Annotated in this window: 15 protein-coding genes; 4 read left to right on the top strand and 11 right to left on the bottom strand. The window is 67.3% G+C overall.

Going from position 1 to position 18731, the window contains the following annotated elements; genetic code table 11:
* Nucleotides 1-28 precede the first annotated feature (28 nt).
* A complete protein-coding gene (locus tag GBRO_RS21575) occupies nt 29-814 on the bottom strand; it encodes a MerR family transcriptional regulator (RefSeq protein WP_041920762.1) in 786 nt (261 codons plus the stop codon).
* A 61-nt stretch (nt 815-875) separates the two neighbouring features.
* A complete protein-coding gene (locus tag GBRO_RS21570) occupies nt 876-1466 on the bottom strand; it encodes a TetR/AcrR family transcriptional regulator (protein WP_012835975.1) in 591 nt (196 codons plus the stop codon).
* 114 nt (nt 1467-1580) lie between these two features.
* Here GBRO_RS21570 and GBRO_RS21565 point away from each other — a divergent pair, with 114 nt between their 5' ends.
* Nucleotides 1581-3143 carry an MFS transporter gene (locus tag GBRO_RS21565; RefSeq protein ID WP_012835974.1) on the top strand — a complete coding sequence of 521 codons (1563 nt, stop codon included), beginning with the start codon at nt 1581-1583 and terminating at the stop codon, nt 3141-3143.
* Here the strand turns inward: GBRO_RS21565 and GBRO_RS21560 are convergent.
* From GBRO_RS21560 to GBRO_RS21535, 6 genes are all read right to left on the bottom strand, one after another.
* Nucleotides 3105-4244: a PDR/VanB family oxidoreductase gene (locus tag GBRO_RS21560; RefSeq protein ID WP_012835973.1), complete on the bottom strand. Its 1140-nt coding sequence runs from the start codon at nt 4242-4244 to the stop codon at nt 3105-3107. The genes GBRO_RS21565 and GBRO_RS21560 overlap by 39 nt on opposite strands.
* An 8-nt stretch (nt 4245-4252) precedes the next feature.
* Nucleotides 4253-5173 carry a metal-dependent hydrolase gene (locus GBRO_RS21555; protein ID WP_012835972.1) on the bottom strand — a complete coding sequence of 307 codons (921 nt, stop codon included), beginning with the start codon at nt 5171-5173 and terminating at the stop codon, nt 4253-4255.
* Nucleotides 5174-5199: 26 nt separating this feature from the next.
* Nucleotides 5200-6966: an SDR family oxidoreductase gene (locus tag GBRO_RS21550; protein WP_012835971.1), complete on the bottom strand. Its 1767-nt coding sequence runs from the start codon at nt 6964-6966 to the stop codon at nt 5200-5202.
* A gap of 68 nt (nt 6967-7034) precedes the next feature.
* Complete coding sequence (locus GBRO_RS21545; protein WP_041920023.1) at nt 7035-8288, bottom strand: pyridoxal phosphate-dependent aminotransferase; 1254 nt, start codon at nt 8286-8288, stop codon at nt 7035-7037.
* 120 nt (nt 8289-8408) lie between these two features.
* On the bottom strand, nt 8409-12056 hold the full coding sequence (locus tag GBRO_RS21540) for a (Fe-S)-binding protein (RefSeq protein ID WP_012835969.1): 3648 nt from the start codon (nt 12054-12056) through the stop codon (nt 8409-8411).
* A gap of 263 nt (nt 12057-12319) precedes the next feature.
* Nucleotides 12320-13711 (bottom strand): WS/DGAT/MGAT family O-acyltransferase, encoded by a 1392-nt coding sequence (locus tag GBRO_RS21535; protein WP_012835968.1) that lies wholly within the window; start codon nt 13709-13711, stop codon nt 12320-12322.
* A 184-nt stretch (nt 13712-13895) separates the two neighbouring features.
* Here GBRO_RS21535 and GBRO_RS21530 point away from each other — a divergent pair, with 184 nt between their 5' ends.
* Nucleotides 13896-14465 carry a SanA/YdcF family protein gene (locus GBRO_RS21530; protein WP_012835967.1) on the top strand — a complete coding sequence of 190 codons (570 nt, stop codon included), beginning with the start codon at nt 13896-13898 and terminating at the stop codon, nt 14463-14465.
* A 22-nt stretch (nt 14466-14487) separates the two neighbouring features.
* On the opposite strand, the gene GBRO_RS21525 is transcribed toward GBRO_RS21530, so the two are convergent.
* A complete protein-coding gene (locus GBRO_RS21525) occupies nt 14488-14751 on the bottom strand; it encodes a DUF6480 family protein (protein ID WP_012835966.1) in 264 nt (87 codons plus the stop codon).
* A 213-nt stretch (nt 14752-14964) separates the two neighbouring features.
* On the opposite strand from GBRO_RS21525, the gene GBRO_RS27215 reads away from it, so the two are divergent.
* Together GBRO_RS27215 and GBRO_RS27210 are read left to right on the top strand one after the other, a co-directional pair.
* Nucleotides 14965-15273: a hypothetical protein gene (locus GBRO_RS27215; RefSeq protein WP_012835965.1), complete on the top strand. Its 309-nt coding sequence runs from the start codon at nt 14965-14967 to the stop codon at nt 15271-15273.
* A gap of 174 nt (nt 15274-15447) precedes the next feature.
* Entirely contained in the window at nt 15448-15945 is a 498-nt protein-coding gene (locus GBRO_RS27210; protein ID WP_012835964.1) for a hypothetical protein, read from the top strand.
* Here GBRO_RS27210 and GBRO_RS21515 read toward each other — a convergent pair.
* Complete coding sequence (locus GBRO_RS21515; protein WP_012835963.1) at nt 15936-16541, bottom strand: flavodoxin family protein; 606 nt, start codon at nt 16539-16541, stop codon at nt 15936-15938. The two genes, GBRO_RS27210 and GBRO_RS21515, sit on opposite strands and share 10 nt — an antisense overlap.
* A gap of 43 nt (nt 16542-16584) precedes the next feature.
* Entirely contained in the window at nt 16585-18720 is a 2136-nt protein-coding gene (locus tag GBRO_RS21510; protein ID WP_012835962.1) for an acyltransferase family protein, read from the bottom strand.
* Nucleotides 18721-18731: the final 11 nt, after the last annotated feature.

Here is an 18731-nt window from a genome sequence, read left to right as displayed (position 1 = left end):
ACGTGCCTACTCAACCGGCAGGGGAGGCTCAGGGGGCGGTGATGGGGTGCTCGTTGGGCGGATCCCGCCGCGCCTTGCGCGCCTCGCCGAGGTACTCCTCGAGTTGCCGGGCCATATCGCGGTCGAGCGCGCGGTCGAGGGCATTGTGCGCGGAGACGGTACCCGCACGTCGAAGCTCTGTCAGAAGCTCAGTGGCCCAATCGGATTCGGCTTGTGTCTGGGGAATCCAGCCGTCCGTATGGCCGTCGGTGACGGCACGTCGTCCGGCGGAGATCACGGTTGCCGCGACCGCTGACATCTCGGCGTCGAGCCTGCGGTGAACCTCCAGGATGCCGGGCAGTGCGACGCCCAGTTTCACCAGTCGTCCGTACGCGGCGACGGTCTCCTGATCGAGAATCGCGTACTTCTCCGGCGGGTCCTGCGGGCCGTCGGGACTGATCAGGCCGAATTCGATGAGCTGAGCGAAGTGCGCGGGATTGCCGGTGTTGAGCAGGTCGCGCAGATCCGCCGCCGACATCGTCGTCGACGTCGCGGTGGACCAGGGTTCGGAGACCACCTCCTGCAGGCCGAGGACTTCGGCGAGGTCGTCACCGCGTTGCATGCCGGACAGGAAGTCGCCGATGTGGCGGATGGTGAAGCCCCGTTTGAGCAGGTCGTTGATGACTTTCAGGCGGGCGAGGTGCGCGTCGGTGTAGATCGCGATACGGCCGCGCCGGACGGGCCGGGGTAACAACCCGCGGTCCTGGTAGCCTCGCACGTTGCGGGTCGTGGTGCCTGCGGCGCGCGCGAGATCGTCGATCCGATACTCAGTCACGGGCGTCATTGTCCCAGATGGCCGGACCCCGATCGGCCGAGACGGTCGCAACGGTCTTCGCTCACGCCGCCAGGCCGCGGGCGATGAGGTCGAGAATGTGCTCGTAGTTGGCGGTCGCATCGAGGAACGGTGGTGCCGATCCGGCGAGCTCGAGCGACACCGCGCCGTGGACGCATGACCACGCCTGCATGGCCAGCCCGGCCGGATCGCCACCCATGATCAACCCCGCGACCTGGCCGTATCGGATGACCTCGGCGAACACGTGGAAGGCGTCGGCGGCGGTCTCGGTGTCGGCCTCGCATTCGCTGGAGAACATCAGCGCATACAGCTCAGGGTTCGCGAGCGCGAACTCGCGGTAGGCGCGACCACTGTTGCGTAGTCGGAGCGCCGGGTCGGCGTCGGTGGTCGCGACCCGGCGTGCGAAGTCGGCGAATCCGTCGGTCACCAGGGCGGCGAGTAGTCCCTCCTTGCCGTCGAAGTGGTTGTAGACGCCCATCGGCGCCACCCCCGCCTCCGTGGCGACCGCGCGGACGGTCAGCCCCGACGGCCCCGAGCGTTCCAGGATCCGACGCCCCGCCGCGATCAGTCCCGGCCGGATATCGGCGCCCGACGTGCGCGTACGGGCCTTCGGAGGGGATTTGGCGCCAGACATATTGACATCGTACTAGAACAGTGTTCTTCTTGAATAGAACAACGTCCTATAACAGTAGATCGATGTTCCACTATCGCTGGACGTCGACCGCTTCGATCGCCGAAGGGCAAACCCATGAACGGAACCGTTCTGAACAATCGCTGGTGGGCGCTGGCCGCCCTCTGCTTCGCCGAGCTGCTCGTGATGGTCGACAACACGATCGTCAACGTCGCACTCCCGACCATGGCGCGAGACCTCGACGCCGGCATCTCCGGACTGCAATGGATCGTCGACGCCTACACGCTGGTCTTCGCCGGACTGCTGCTCACCGGCGGTTACCTCGGTGACCGGTTCGGCCACCGCCGCATGCTCATCACCGGCATCGTCGGTTTCACCGCGGTCTCGGTGCTGGCAGCCGGGTCACAGGGCCTCGGCCAACTCATCGCCGCTCGCGGCGCACTCGGAATGTTTGCCGCACTGGTCTTCCCGGCAACTCTCGCCATCGTCACCACGGTGTTCACGCAGCCGCGCGAACGTGCTGCGGCAGTCGGGGTCTGGGCTGCGACGTCAGGGGTCGCCGTGGCGGTGGGACCCGTTCTGGGCGGCTGGCTGCTGGAGCACTTCTCCTGGACCTCGGTGTTCTGGGTCAACGTTCCACTCGGCGTGATCGCCCTTGCCGCAATCCTTCTCGTCGTTCCCGGCACACGCCCCGAGACGGTCTCCCGATTCGATCTGCCCGGCCTGGCGCTGTCCGTCGCCGGCCTCGGTCTGCTCACCTACTCGGTGATCGAGGGGCCCCACGTCGGCTGGCTCACCTTCCGCACCATCGGTGGAATCGTTGCGGCCGTGGCGATCCTGGGCGTGTTCGCCCGGCGCCAGCTCTCCATCGACCATCCGATCCTCGACGTCCGGCTGTTCGCCAACCGCCGATTCGCCACGGCCGCCGGCATGATCAGCGTCGCCTTCTTCGCGCTGTTCGGCTTCATCTTCCTGATCACCCAGTTCTTCCAGGGCGTCAAGGGATATGGGCCGCTGGAGGCGGGCCTTCGTACCCTGCCGTTCGCGATCGTGATGGCGGTCCTCTCGCCGGTGGCGATGGCGCTCTCGCACCGGTTCGGCCCGCGGCTGGTCGCGGTGTTCGGCGCCTTCGTGATGTCCGCGGGGTTCGGTCTGGTCGAGATCGCCTCCCGGTTCTCGGGATACTGGGAGCTGATCATCTGGTCGATGTCGCTGATGGCGGTGGGACTCGCGTTCATCTCCGGACCGTGCACGCAGATGATCATGGACTCGTCGCGGCCGGAACAAGCGGGCGCCGGGAGCGCGGTGAACGACACGACGCGTGAGGTCGGCGGCACGCTCGGGGTCGCGGTCCTCGGTTCGGTTCTGACGTCGGCCTATCTGGCCGGTGTGGGAGACCGTCTTTCCGGACTGGGCCTGCCTCGCGAGGCCGTCGACGCGGCACAGCAGTCGGTGATGGCGGGCGGTGCGGTAGCCGAGGGGGCACCGTCGGGGCTGCGACCCGCGATCGAGGCCGCCGTCCAGGAGGTCTTCATGGACGGCTTGCACAACGCCGTGTGGGTGGCCGTCGCGATCACCGCCGCGGCCGGGGTGGCGGCCTTCGTCCTGCTGCGCGAGCAGGGTGACCGGCCGGCTGACACCTCAGAGATCGAGGGTGAGATTGCCTCCGTGACTGCGTGATACGCAGGTGAGCATCGTCCCGGACGCGCGTTCGGGCTCGGTCAGGATGTTGTCCCGGTGATCGATGTCGCCGGCCAGCGTCCTGACCTTGCACGTACCGCAGAAGCCCTGCTGACAGGAATACGGCACGGACGGCAGCACGCGGCGGATGGCAGCCAGCGCGGATTCATCCGCGGCAACCGGGATCTCCTGTCCGGTGGAAGCCAGGGTGACGGTGAACTCCTCGCCGTTCTCCACCGGCGGCGGGGAGAATCGCTCGTAGTGCAGTTCGATGTCGGGGCGATCACCGAGATGGCGGCGTAGGCTCTCGAGCATCGGGACCGGTCCGCAGCAGTACACCGCCAAACCTGAAGGCGCCCGGCCTGTTTCCGGATCGACGGGACCGAGGAGCTCCGCCATCGACGGCAGGCCGTCCTGGTCGTCGGTGCGCACGGTCACCTTGGTGCCGTAGCGTCCCACCTCCGAGATGAACGGGATGGAGTCCGGGGTGCGGCCGGTGTAGATCATCGACCAGTCCAGGCCGAACCGTTCAGCCGCCGCCAGCATCGGCAGGATCGGGGTGATGCCGATGCCGGCCGCGATGAAGCGGACCGACCGGGCCGGCGAGCCGTGGCCGGGGATGGCGAGCGGAAAGGCGTTGCGCGGACCCTTGATCGAGACCAGGTCGCCGACCTTGAGGTCGTCGTGCACCTCCACCGATCCGCCGCCGCCATCGGGGATGCGGCGTACCGCGATCCGGTAGGTGTAACGGTCGGCCGGATCACCACACAGGGAGTACTCGCGCATCCGGCCGGACGGTAGCAGGAGGTCGAGATGGGCGCCGGCGTGCCAGCGGTGCAGCATGGCCCCGTCGGGGTCGGCGAAGGTGAGTGCGACGACATTCTCGTCTTCGGCGACGACCTCGCGCTTCACGATCGCGACGGTGCTCATGCCGTCGGTGCGCACGGTGTCGCGCAGCGGGGACAGCGGCCGCCAGAACGGCCACCACGCCTTGGCCACCACGGTTCCGACGGTGAGTAGCGGGTCGTGTCGCCACCGGCCGTACAGGTGGGGTGGCGGCGACGTCAACGTCGTCGTATGAGGGTGTGCGCGTTGGTTCATGATCGAGCTCAGCTTGCGTTGCGGGCCGCCGGCGAGGCGGCGAGGTAGGCGACAGCCTGTGCGGTGGAACCGATCTCGTTGGGGTGGAAACCCGGCCGGAAGTAGCTGAAGGTGGACACGATGACCTTCCACATCTTCGGCAGCACTCCGGCTCGCACCCCGCGGTGGTAGTGGTACTGGCGTTGAAAGATGTTGTAGTGCAACGAGGTGTCCTGCTTCATGATGAAGCGGAAGCCGCGCTGGATGAGCACGATGAGCACCGGTAGCGCCACCAGCATGGCGCGTCCGCGGCGCAGGTAGCTGTCGCCGAAGTAGACGGCCACCTCGTGCGCGACCGCGCGATGCTCCACCTCCTCGGCGCCGTGCCAGGTGAACAGATCGGTCATCGTCGGATCTGCGCCGTGCTCCACCCAGGTGTTGTTGAGCGCGAAATTGCCCAGGATCGCGGTGTAATGCTCCAGGGCGGCGATCAGCCACAGGCGTTCGATCAAGTGCTTCTGGCGCGCCGCCGCGCTGCCCTTCTCCATGGGGGCGAGGATCTTCCGGAAGATCCACTCGGCCTGCGCCAGGTAGGGCCGCGGGTCGATGCCGTGATGGTCGAGGAACTCCCACAGCACATGGTCGTGGGCCTCGGCGTGCATGGCCTCCTGCCCGATGAACCCGCGCATCGTCGCCGCGAGCTCGTCGTCGGCGACCAGTGGCAGCGCCTCGTTGTAGGTCTGCACGAACCACCGTTCACCCTCGGGCAGAAGAAGGTTCAGGACGCTGACGAAGTTCGACGACACCGGGTGCCTGGGAATCCAGTGCAGCGGGGTACCCGACCAGTCAAAGGTCACATTACGGGCGTGCAGTTCCACGGGTCCGGGGTCGGAGCCGTCCGGGTCGACGGGTTCGCGGGGGTCGTCGAGCTGATGTGCGTGTGCGCTCATCGAGTTCTCCTCGTCACGAATCAGAGTCAGCGGGCAACTTTTTGGCGGGCGCCGATCCGCGACAGCCAGGGCGCGAATCGGTAGACGCGGTAGCCCACCTTGGCCTCGGGAGTCACCGGGACCACCGCCTTGTTCCCGATGATCGCCTTGACGATGTCGGCGGCCACGCGATCGGGGGTGAAGCCGCGACGCTGGTAGGCGCGGTCGAGTCGATCACGCTGCTGTGCTTCGGTTTCCGCGTCGAGACCCGCGATGGGGGTGTGCGACACGATGTTGGTGTCGACGATGCCGGGGCAGATGGCGCTCACCCCGATCCGATGTTCGGCGAGCTCACCGCGCAGCGACTCGGAGAAGAGCAGCACGCCGGCCTTGGCCGCCGAGTAAATACCCAGGTCGCGCGACGGGGTGAACGCCGCAGCGGAAGCCACGTTGATGATCTGACCGCCGACGCCGCGCTGCACCATCTGACGTCCGAACTCGCGGCTGCCGGTGATCACACCGCGCAGGTCCACCGCGAGCAGTCGGTCGATCTGCTCGTCGGTGGCGTCGAGAGCCGGTCCGGCGAGCCCGATTCCGGCGTTGTTGACCACGATGTCGGCGACCCCGTGGTCGGCGCGCACGGTGTTCGCGAAGGCGGCGAAGGCCGCGGTGTCGGAGACGTCGAGCGGGTAAGGGGTGGCGTGCGCGCCGAAACGTTTGCTCTCGCGGGCGGTTTCCTCGGCGGCGGCCAGGTCGAGATCGGCCAGCACCAGTTCACAACCCTGCTCGGCGAGTGCATACGCCGTCTCCCGGCCGATCCCGCTGCCGGCCCCGGTGATCACGGCGAGCTTGCCGGACAACGTCTTCGGCGCGCCGAAGACGCGCAACCGCTCGATGGCCGATGCCGCCGCGGCGTCACCGGAGTGGGCCGCGATGAACTCTGTTGCGGCGTCGGCGAGATAGTCCGGTTTGGTGAGCGGCAACCAGTGTCCCGTCGGGGTGCGCCGACGCCAGATGCGGTCGGTGTAGAGGTAGGTGTCGTCGAAAATAGCTGCCCGTAAGGCGATGTCGCGCTCGTTGACGATCTCGAGCACCGGCACCGAGGTGGGTCGCGGATCGGGCCGGCGCAGCTTGCCACGAATGTTGGCCCGGTACAGGCGAAGTCCGGAGATCATGTCCTCACGCAGATTCGCCTGGAACGTCGCGTTCTCGCGTGGCGTCCCCTCGATGCGATGCAGGAATTCGCGCCACAACCGAGGCGAACCGGTCAGTGTGAAGAAGAGTTTGGGCAGTATCGGCAGCTGGAAGAAGGCGGTGTAGGCCGACGATCCGGTCTGCGCCATCGCCCGCGCCAGGTTGCGGGGCGTCGGGCGGCTGAAGTTCTTGCGTGCCCAGACGCCGAGGTAGTCGAGGTTGGGGCCGGAGACCGACACGAAGGAGGCGATCCGTCGTTCGGCACCCGGCCGGGTGACCGCCTCCCACGCCGAGACCGAACCCCAGTCATGGGCCAGCACATGCACCGGCCGGTCGGGGCTGACGGCCTCCGCGACGGCGAACAGGTCGTCGGCCATCTCGCTGAGCCGGTAGGCGGCGTCGCCGGTGGGATGATCGCTCTCGCCGAACCCGCGGCAGTCGTAGGCGACGACGTGGAACTGCTCGGACAGCGTCGGCGCCACATGCGTCCACAGGTGATGAGTGTCGGGCCAGCCGTGGACGAGCAGGACGATCGGGCGCTCGGCGCCGGACTCACCGAGCTCGAAAACAGCCAGGTTGACCCCGCCGTTGGTGACACTTCGTCTACGCCAGTCGACCATGAACTCTCCCCTTCGAGTGATCGTCGGGGATAGACGTTACCAACGGTTACATGAATACTCCAGGCCTGCTACTGCCGATACGACGACAGGAAGTTCCCGATCCGCTCGATGGCGTCGTTCAGATCCCGCGCCCAGGGCAGTGTGACGATGCGGAAGTGGTTGTGGTCCTCGAGGTTGAAGCCCGTGCCCTGCACGACGAGGATCTTCTCCTGCAGCAGCAGGTCCTGCACGAACAACTCGTCGTCGTGGATCTCGTGGACCTCGGGGTCGAGTCGGGGGAAGGCGTAGAGCGCGCCCATCGGTTTCACACAGCTGACGCCGGGGATCTCGTTGAGCTTCTCCCAGGTCACATTGCGCTGCTCGTAGAGGCGGCCGCCCGGTTCCACCAGGGCATCGATGGACTGATAGCCGCCCAGCGCCACCTGGATGGCGTGCTGACCGGGCACGTTGGAACACAGGCGCGTCGACGCGAGGATGCCCAGGCCCTCGATGAAACCGGTGGCGTGATCTTTGGGGCCGGTGATGACCACCCAGCCCGCACGATAACCGCACACCCGGTAGGCCTTGGACAGGCCGTTGAAGGTGAGGCAGAGCAGGTCCGGGGCCAGTGAGGCGACATTGGTATGCACGGCGTCGTCGTAGAGGATCTTGTCGTAGATCTCGTCGGCCAGGATCAGCAACGAATGCTCACGGGCCAGATCCACCAGCTGCTCCAGCACCTCACGGGAGTACACGGCACCCGTGGGGTTGTTGGGGTTGATGATGACGATCGCCTTGGTGCGTTCGGTGATCTTCGACGCGATGTCGTCGATGTCGGGGTTCCAGCCGTTGTCCTCGTCGCAGCGGTAGTAGACCGGACGTCCGCCGGACAGCGTGGTCATGGCGGTCCACAGCGGGTAGTCGGGCGCCGGGATGAGCACCTCGTCGCCGTCGTTGAGCAACGCCTGCATCGTCATCGTGATGAGCTCGGAGACACCGTTGCCGAGGATGACGTCGTCGACGTCGAAGTAGGGGAAGTCGGGGATGAGCTCGTAGCGGGTCACCACCGCACGCCGTGCCGAGAGCACACCGGCCGACTCCGAGTAGCCCTGCGAGTAGGGGAGGGCGTGGATCATGTCGCGCATGATGACGTCGGGGGCCTCGAAGCCGAACAGGGCCGGGTTGCCGATGTTCAGCTTCATGATCCGGTGGCCCTCGGCCTCCAGCCGCGCCGCGTGCGCGTGCACGGGTCCCCTGATCTCGTAGCACACGTTCTGCAGCTTCAGGGACTGCTCCAGCGGCTTCAGGTTCTGATTCAGGTGGGATACATGTGGCCTACTCACCGGTACATTGTCGCAGCCGGGCGCAAACGGGTTTTCTCTGCATACGCAACGGTCGTCCTCAGCGGTCACCGAGGGAATATTGCCCTCGGCGGCCCTTGAGGACGACCGTTGTGGACGGGCTTACCTGTGGCCCGGTCGCTTCTTACCTGCCGCGATCCCGAATCCCTTGGCCTTGGAAGCACCGGCTTCGGCGATCGTGCGGCCGTCGTCGGGTCCGGACCCGTTGGTCGACGGCTCGGGAGCAGTTTCCGTCTCGGTCGTCTCCGTTCCGGCAGTGGCGTCCGGCTCCGACGGTGACTCGTCGACTACCGGTTCAGGATCGGGCTCGGGCGCCGGCTCGGGCTCGGGTGCCGTCTCGGTTCTCGGCGGACTCGACGCAACCTTCGATGCGCCGCCGGGACGCTTCTTGCCGGCGGCCATGCCGAAGCCCTTGGCCTTGCCCGGCTTGTCTTCGGTCAGCGCCGCGACCGAGCCACCGGTTTCCGGTGCCGCCGGCGTCGAATCCGGTTCTGCCGGTGCGGACTCTGTCGCAGTCGATTCCGATTCTGTCGCCGTCGAATCCGAGGATGCCGGCGCGGATTCCGGCGCTGCGGCGGCAGGCTTGGGGGCCGCCTTGCCGATACCGCCCGGACGCTTCTTGCCGGCGGCCATGCCGAAGCCCTTGGCCTTACCGGGCTTCTCCTCACTCAGCGCGGCCGCGCCGCCGGCCTCGGGTGCTGCCGGCGCCGGCTCGGGTGGTGTCGACTCGGATTCTGTTGCGGTCGAGGTGGTTTCCGGCGCCGACGCGGCAGGCTTGGGAGCTGCCTTGCCGACGCCACCCGGACGCTTCTTGCCGGCGGCCATGCCGAAGCCCTTGGCCTTCGCGGGCTTTGCCTCGGTGGTGGTCGCAGTCGCGGTCGCATCCTCGGTGTCGGCGGTAGCGGCGGCATCCGGGGCCGACCCGGCTTCGTCGACCTGGCTTTCGGCGGGAGCAGTGACACCGGCATCGGCCGCCGCGGCACCCGGCGTCTTGGCGCCGGGCCGCTTCTTGCCGGCAGCCATGCCGAAGCCCTTGGCCTTGGCGGGCTTTGCCTCGGTCGCTGTCGACTCGCTGGCCGCCGATTCCACTGCCGCCGACGACTCCGCCTCGGCGGGTGCCGGTGCTGCGGTCTTGGCCGCGGCGCCTGGCTTCTTGCCACCCTTCATGCCGAAACCCTTGGCGGCCGGCTTCTTCTCGGCCGGAGCCGATTCCGCGGGAGCCTCGGCGGGTGCCGCAGCCTTGGCGGCCGCTCCCGGCTTCTTGCCGCCCTTCATGCCCAGGCCGACCTTGGCCTTGGGCTTGGCCTCACCGGCCGCAGCCGGTGCGGCGGCCGCGACCTTCTCCGGCTCGGGCTCGGGCTCGGGTTCCGGTTCGGCAGCCGCCGGACGGGGCCCGAGGAAGCGACCACCGAGCTTGACCTCGGGCGCACCACGTTTGACCGACTCGAGCAGCATCTGCGCGACGTCGACGACCTCGACCTTGCCCTCGTTGTCGGTGCCCGACGTGCGGGCGGTGACTCCGTCGGTGAGCATCACGCGGCAGAACGGGCAACCGGTCGCGATCTTCTGCGGTGCGTCGCCACCGCTCCCGGCGCCGCGCTGACCGGGCCCGCTCGCTCCGCTCCCGGCGCCCAGTGTGTCGAGCGCTTCGTCGACGCGATCGATGTTGATGCGCTTGCCGATCTGCTCTTCCATCCACATACGGGCGCCGCCGGCGCCGCAGCACATGGAACGCTCGCCGTGGCGCGGCATCTCGGTCAGCTGCCCGCCCGCGGCGGCCATCAGTTCACGCGGCGCGTCGTAGACCTTGTTGTGGCGGCCCAGGTAGCACGGGTCGTGGTAGGTGACGCCCTCACCGAGCGGGGCGACCGGCACCAGGCGCTTCTCGCGCACCAGCCGGTTGAGCAGCTGAGTGTGGTGCACCACTTCGTATTTCGCGCCCAATTGCGGGTACTCGTTGCCCAGCGCGTTGAAGCAGTGCGCACAGGTGACGACGATCTTCTTGCGCTGACTCGGTGCAGTGGAGAACACCTCGTTGAACATCTCGATGTTCTGCTGCGCCAGCATCTGGAACAGGAACTCGTTGCCCGCGCGGCGCGCCGAGTCACCGGTACAGGTCTCACCCTCGCCGAGGACGAGGAAGTTCACGGCGGCGACGTCGAGCAATTCGGCGACAGCCTTGGTGGTCTTCTTCGCGCGGTCCTCATACGCGCCGGCACAGCCGACCCAGAAGAGGTACTCGAAGCCCTCGAAGGATTCGACGTCCTTGCCGAACACCGGGATCTCGATGTCGATCTCGTCGATCCAGTTGGTGCGCGCCGAGGAGTTCTGGCCCCACGGGTTGCCCTTGTTCTCCAGGTTCTTGAACATCCCCGCGAGTTCGGTGGGGAAGTCCGACTCGATGAGCACCTGGTAGCGGCGCATGTCAAGGATGTGGTCGACGTGCTCGATGTCGACGGGACACTGCTCGACGCAGGCGCCACAGGTGGTGCAGCTCCATAGCGTCTCGGTGTCGATGACGGCACCGAGTGCCTCGGGATCGAACGCGCCGTCATCTTCGACGACGCCCTCGCCGCCGCCCATGACGCCCTTGGACTCGCCCACCAGCTTGCGGGCGGCCTCGGCGCGAGCGGCCTCCGGAATCGCGTTGAGCTTGTCCTCGTCGACGTTGCCGTCGGCGTCGACGAGACCGACCTCGTCGCCACCCATGTCCTTGCGCCCACCGGCGATCAGATAGGGCGCCTTGGCCTGTGCGTGATCGCGCAGCGACATGATGAGCAGCTTGGGGCTCAGCGGTTTACCGGTGTTCCAGGCCGGGCACTGCGACTGACAGCGACCACATTCGGTGCAGGTGGTGAAGTCCAGCCAGCCCTTCCACGAGAAGTCCTCGACCTTGCCCGCGCCGAAGGCGTCGACGTCGGGGTCGGCGGTCTCCATGTCGAGGACCTTGCCCTGACTCATCATCGGCTTGGCCGCGCCGAGGGCGACCCCACCGTCGGCCTCACGCTTGAAGTAGATGTTGGGGAAGGCGGTAAACCGGTGCCAGGCGACACCCCAGTCGATGTTGCGGCCGACGACGGCCAGCCAGATCATGCCGCTCATCAGCTTGATGACCGCCGCGCCGGTGACCCAGTACACGGACCAGCCTTCGAAGAGCTGGGCGAAGTAGTGGGTGAAGAACGACGTCCAGATGGGCGGATCCTCAAGGCCATTGGCGATCTTGAAGGTCTTCACGAAGATCATCCCGAGACCCTCGATGAGGACAATCAGTTCCACGAAGTACGCCGCGCCGAAGCGGGATCCGGAGAAGCGCGACATGCGCTCGGGGACCCGCGGATGGTTCAGCTGGCGGATGATGATCAGCGTGGTGATGCCGATGACGGTGCCCAGACCCAGCACCTCGTCGGCGAGGATGTAGATGTTCCAGCTGCCGATGATCGGCCAGTGGAAGTGCGGGTCGAAGATCTGCCCGTAGGCCTCGAACCAGAAGATCGCACCGATCATGAAGCCGAACATGACCAGCCAGTGCGCCCAGCCGACGGTCCGGAACTTCACCATGCGGGTGTGGCCGACGAATTCCTTCAGCATGGTCCACAAGCGGGGGAGGACCGGCCAGAATCTCGTACTGTCGATTCGCTGACCCTGCGCGATTGCCCGGATCATCTGCCAGACGCCGCTGAGGAACAACGCCCAGCAGAACAAGCTGATGATGGCGGCCAACGTGCCGATCGTTATCGTGGTCGCATTCACGGGAGCGTACCGGCCTTTCTTTAGGTCGTCCGTCGCCAGAGTCTTCTGTCGTCGCGGCTACGCGTATGCGCAGGGCTGATGCACCACGAGTCGACGGTGTACTACAGGTAACCGTAAATCGTCGCGCCCCCGGCGCGCTGCCAAGGATGACCTAACTAACGTTCCGTCGGGCCCGACAGGTCCCTCCGATGATACTCACGAGTAACTTACTGTCTAGTCAGGTTGTGGCGGCGGCGATGTGGCGGTCACCACGCCGCCGTCGCTCACGGGCCGACGTGGGCCACCTTCTCCAGTTCCTCGAGCGCGGTGTCGAGGTGGGTGAGGAGACGCTGCAGGCTCGGGAGCTGCGCTCGCGCACCGATCAGCCCGAAGTTGATGTGCTCGGCCGTGCTGGTGACGGTGATGTTCAGTGCGAGGCCCTCCATCGGGATCGACACCGGATAAACACCGTCGAGCTGCGCGCCGTTCCAGTACAGATGCTTCTTCGGTCCGGGCACGTTGCTGATGATGATGTTGAACTGCGGCGGCGTGTACTGCACGATCCCGGGAATGGTGGCAAAGGCCAGCGGCGCGAAGTTCGCCGCCCCCAGCGCGAGTGCCTGCAGGGGACGCAGCCCGCGGACCACCTGCTTGCTCTTGCGGGTCGACGCGACGATGGCGCGCAACCGGCGCTCGGGATCCGGCTGATCGGTCGCGAGACTCACCAGGATCGCGGTGACCGCGTTGCCGTCCTTGTGATGGTCGTCGTCGGTGTGCATCGACACCGGGACGGCGGCCACGAGCGGTTTGTCCGGCAGCGCGTCGTGGTCGATCAGATACGAGCGCAGCGCCCCCGCGCACATGGCGACGACGACGTCGTTGAGAGTGATCTCCATCTCGCTCGCCACCGCGCGCAGCCGGCTCAGCGCCCACTGCTGGGCGGCAAAGCGGCGTGCGCTGCCGATCGCGACGTCGAGGATGGTGCGCGGCGCGACTGGTCCCGGCGAGACGAAGTCCGGGTCGGTCAGTCCGGCCACGGCCACCTTGGCGGCCGCCGGGGCGATGCCGGCGATCTGGCCGGCCACGTCGAGAACCCCGCCGACCCGGGACACGATGCTGCGGCTCGGCGGAGCCGGCCGCCGCTTGCGGCGCTTGGACAACTCGGGGTCCCACGGTGCGGTTCCGTTGCGGTCGTCGGGGTCCTCGCAGAGTGCGCGCTCGAGCAGGCGCAGCGCCGACACCCCGTCGACCAGCGAGTGATGGAGCTTGCTGTACAACGCAACCCGACCGTCGTCGAGGCCTTCGATGATGTGGAACTCCCACATCGGGCGAAAGCGATCCAGCAGGGCGCCGTGATTGAGCGAGACGTAGCGCAGCAGTTCGCGGATGCGTCCGGGCGCGGGCAACACGGTGCGCCGCACGTGATATTCGAAGTCGATCTCGTCGTCGAAGGACCACGCGACGTTGCCCAGCAGGGTCACCGGGGATGCGGGACGTTTGCGGAACGTCGGGTGGACCTCGGTGCACTGCTGGAAGCAGGTGTACATCTCCTCGGCGAGTTCGGTGGCCGACTGTCCCTCCGGCGGGATGAACAGCTGCAGACCCCCGACGTGCATGGGCTGTTCCCGCGTTTCCGCAAGCAGGAACATTGATTCCGTGACCGGCATGTATGGCATAGCCATCCCCTCACTCTCACCACGCTGCGTGCCATCTGACGCGCCCTGACCCGCGGGTTCATCCAGTATCGACCGCGGGCTGCGCTGACATCAACGAATCGGCAAGTTGATACGCCGCTCACCATGAGGCGTCGCCGGTGGGGCCCACTACGGTGATGGGGTGGCCAGACGGATCGGGCGTGCGGTGGTGCTCGTCGCGCTGGTGGCCGTGGAGTTCGTGATCACCGTGTCGGCCACGTGGATGTACGTGGCATCGGCCGGGCGGATCTCCGACGGGCAGGACCCCACCGCCGCGGACACCGCGCTGGTACTCGGATCGCTGGTCTCCGACGGTGTCCCCGGCGATTATGTCCGTGGTCGCCTCGACACCGTACTCGTCCTCTACCACGCCAAGAAGATCACACGAATAATCAACTCCGGCAACGGGTCTGCCGAAGCGGGTGATGAGCCCGCGGTGATGCGCGCCTACCTGCAGCAGCGCGGGGTACCCGCCGGCGACATCGTCGACGACCCGGCGGGCCTCGACACCGACGCCAGTTGCCGACGCGCCCACGACGTCTTCGGGGTCCGGCGCGCGGTGATCATCACCCAGGATTTCCATCTTCGGCGCGCGATCACGTTGTGCCGCAACCTGGGTGTGGACGCCACCGGGGTGCCCGCGCAGTGCGCGTGTCCGGTCATCACAGTGGTGCGCAACCACTTTCGGGAGTTGTTGCTCGCCCAGCCGCGTGCGCTGCTGACGGTGCTGTGGTGATGGGCTGAGGTGAATCGCGCCGTCAGACGATCACCATCACCACCAGCCCCACGGCGACGACGAGCATCGCGACGATCAGGCATCCGATGGCTACGAGCGTGGCCACGCCGGCGCCCGGGAAGCGTTTGCTGAGCAGCCGCTGCGGGTGGGAGAGCCCGGAGGTCTGGGCCGTGTCGGGTGGGGTGTCGCCGGGGTTCACGCCCCCGCCCGGTTCCAGTGTGGGCGTCGTGTCGGGTGCGGGGTCGATGGCGTCTCGGTCCTTTACCCGACGGGAATGGTCGGTCATCGTCATCCTCTCTGCGCGTCGGCCGACGTCGCTCTGGACGCATGGGTACCCGAAGCCGGCTCGCCCGACACACGCCCGGTCGACGAACCCCGGGCCGAGACATTCCGGCCGACGTAACCACCGACGTTTGAGCCGGGTCCGGTGGGGAACCCGATCGAGGTGAGAACCGACCGTGACCGACCGATGCAGAGGAGTCCCGCCGGAGTTCGGGTCGTGACCGAACGAGGGTTCCCCGCGCGGCTCGCCGAGCGGGTGGAGGACCGCCTCGAGCGGCTCGTCGAGCGCGCCGGGATGACCTACCGGGGATTCGAGACCGCGCCGGACACCACGCTGGGCGCGACGCCTTACGCCAACATGGACACCACCGGCTCCGATGGCCGCGACGACGGTGACCTACGGATCTTCCTCACCGAGATGCCGGGCTGCGCGGACGTTCGGTGGTCGTCGCTGAATCCGACACCGAGCAGCACGCCATCGTGGTGTCCACGACTGCACTCGGCCCGCGGCCGGCCCGTGCACTGATCGACTGCATCGCCGGCTGGCTAGACGACGCGCAATCCCGGCGGCGCCGGCTGGGCACCGCAGACCGCGGGCACCACCACCTATCTCGTCGCCGGCAAGGCGGGACGCGCGCGGCTGGTACTCGGGCTGGTCCGCAGCAACCGGCCGTGGCGGCTCATCCCGACGCTGACCGGTATGACCGCGGCCGCCGCTGCAGCCGCGTCGTTCGGGATCTTCTTCTCGTCCATCTGGGCGATGTCCCAAGCGCTTCCGTGGTGGCGGCTGGCCATCATCACAACGCTGTCGGTGGTGCTGGCCTCGCTGTGGCTGATCGTGAACAACCGGCTGTGGGAACGCGCGGGCCTGGACCGCTGGAAACGCCGCCTCTACAACACGGTCACCGCATGCACCGTGGTGTTCAGCGCACTCACCCTGTACGCGGGACTGTTCGTCGCCATCCTGGCGGCCGCACTGATCGTCATCGACCGCGGTTTCCTGGCCGAGCAGACCGGTACCGACGCCGGATTCGCCGCTTACGTGCACCTGGCGTGGCTGGCGTCGTCGCTGGGGATGTTCGCCGGGGCGGTGGGTTCGAGTGCCGACAGCTACGACGACGTGCTGCGCGCGACCTATGGCCACCGCGAACGCCTGCGCAGGCGGGCGTCATCCCCGGACGCGGCCGATCAGGAGTAGGCGGGAAACTCGCTGCGGGTCAACAGTTCGGCCAGATGTGCCGCGTTGCGGGCGGCGGCGTTGGTGGCGTCGGCGACCGCGCTGGGGATGGTGTCGAGATCCTTGTAGTCGCGTCCGCCCATGGCCTCGTCGTTCCAGTAGGTGCTGCCCTGGCCGGGAACGGTGAAACCGATGTCGTTGAGCGCGCCGAAGACGTCGGCGATGATCTTGTGCGCGCCGTCCTCGTTGCCGACCACGGCGCACATCGCGACCTTGCCGAGCATGCCGGGACGTCCCTGGTCATCGGTCGCGGAGATCTCCGCGTCGAGCCGTTCCAGCACGCGCTGCGCCACACTCGACATGTGGCCGAGCCAGGTGGGGGTGGCCAGCAACAGGATGTCGGCGTTGCGCACCCGGTCGAAGATCTGCGGCCATTGGTCCCCGTCGCCCATGTCGCGCTCGACACCGGGCCGGATGTCGTGATCGACAGCGCGGACCATGGTGCCGTCGACGCCCTGTACCGACAGGGCATCGAGAACCTGCCGTGCGATCACCTCGCTGCTCGACGGGGCCGGCGACGGTTTGAGGGTGCAGTTGATCGCGAGTGCGGAAGTCATGCCCGCCGGGTACCCGGCCCGGGCAGGCCGAAACCCGCACCCCTCACCACCAGCGCAGCGAGCGCTGCAGATCGCCTTCCAGTGCCGGGATGAGGCTGCGGATGTAGGTCGCGGTCAGGTGGTGGAAGTCGCGGTAGACCACGATGTTGCCCACCACCGCCGGACAGTAGGTGTCATTGCAGATGCCGTCGGTGTAATCGAGGAACGTCATGTTGGGGTACTGGCCGGCGATCGCGAGCGTGGGGTCGACTTGCGCCATCGCCCGGTCACGGTCGACGCCGCACACCGATGGTTTGCGGCCGGTCGCCAGACACTCCGGTGGCTTGAGTTTGGCGCTCACCCACGGGTTGTCGCGCAGCGCGATGACCCGCTGTCCGCGGTCGCGGAACTGCGCGAAGATCTCCTGATAGTCGCTGGGCACGTAATCGCCGGTGCCGTCGTCGGATGGGCGGGTGCTGTTGGTGAACACGACGTCGGGTTTGTCGACGGCGAGTTGCGCCATCACCCGACGCGACCACTCATTGCACTCCGGGTACTTGCGGCCGAACCACGTGTACACGTGCGTGGTGGTCAGCGCGCAGCCCACGCGTAGATAGGTCTTGATCTTGAAGTGGTGACGCTGCCCGATGACGTTGAGGGCGTCGATCCACTGATCGGCATGGGAACCGCCGACAAGGGCGATGGTGCGGGTGGCGGTCAGATCGCCGTACGTACCCGACCGGATGCGATCCGGGGCGTCGGTGAACTGGCCGGTGACCGAGTCCTCCCAGGTGATCGGCCAGTCCTTGGGTGCGAGGTCGGGGCTCGGCTGCGGCGGCAGGTTGGGGACGGGCGCGTCGTAGAGGTAGGCGCGGGCTCCCGGATACAGGCGCGGATCGAGATTCGCGGTGTTGACGGTGGCGTTGGCCGCGTCGCGCTGCCAGACGGTGATGGTGACCGCGCTCGCCACCGTCGCCGCGATCAGCCCAACGATCAGCACACGCTGATGCAACTTCGACGACCCGCGACCGGACCGCAGTGGCGCCTCGACGAAACGTGTTGTCGCCCAGGCCAACACCACCGATACGGCGAGGATCGCGGTGCCTTCCAGCCAGGACACGTCGTCCTGATAGCGCCAGTTCAGATAGAAGATGAGCAGCGGCCAGTGCCACAGGTACAGCGCATAAGCGATGGACCCCAGCCACACCAGACGCGGATGGGCCAGCACCCGGCTCGTCGGGGTGGGCCCGGTGGCCGGCATCGCGGTCTGGGGTGCGCCGACCCAGATCAGCAGGAGCGTCGCCCCGACGGGAACGAGTGCCCAGGCGGCGGGATACTCGGCGACACCGGCGATCCACCAGCCGCAGGTGCCGATCAGGGCCAGCGCGACGATCCCGAGCAGCGTCCGAATCCGTTGCGGCAGAGCCAGACGCGGCATCCACACCGCAAGCAGGCCGCCGGCCAGCGGTTCCCACAACCGGGCGACGGTGTCGTAGTAGTTGAACGGCTGATTGATCCCGTGCCGGTAGGTCGCCCACGCGAAGGACACCAGTGCCACGCCGAGGATCGCGACGCCGACGATCCCGCGGATGACCGTCGGCTTCGCGAGGGCGTCGTAGCGCCGCGACAGTGCCCGCAGCACCCCGGCGAACAGCAGGGCCGCCACCAGCGTGACGACAAAGAACTGCCCCTGCATCGACATCGACCACAGGTGCTGCATCGGACTGATCGCCGAATCTGCGGCCGAGTAGTCCTGCGACTGGAACGCCAGATGCCAGTTCTGGTAGTACAAGGCGCTGGCCTGCACCTCGGCGCCCAGCGGACCCCACCGCGTCTTCGGCATCGTCCACGCGATCAACACGGTGATCACCGCCAGCACCAGGAACATCGCCGGGATCAGCCGACGCAGCAGTCGCCACAGGCGCGGCCACGGATTGATCGCCTGGCCCCAGGACACCGACGCGGGTTGCGTGGCGATGACGTGTTTGAGCAGTGAGGCGACGAAGAAGTAGCCGGACAGCGTCAGGAAGACGTCGACGCCGCCGGAGACCCGGCCGAACCAGATGTGAAAGACGGCGACCAGGGCGATGGCAATCCCGCGCAATCCGTCGAGGTCGAGACGGTAGCCCGACGTGTTGCCGGTCGCGGCGTCCTCGTTGGGCGTCGCGACCGATTCTCCGTCGGCCAGGGTCGTGCGCACAGCCTGCGATG

The organism is Gordonia bronchialis DSM 43247, from assembly GCF_000024785.1.
Taxonomy (GTDB): Bacteria; Actinomycetota; Actinomycetes; order Mycobacteriales; family Mycobacteriaceae; genus Gordonia; species Gordonia bronchialis.
Note: the sequence above shows the minus strand (reverse complement) of the source record. Positions and strands in the feature narration are given on the sequence as shown.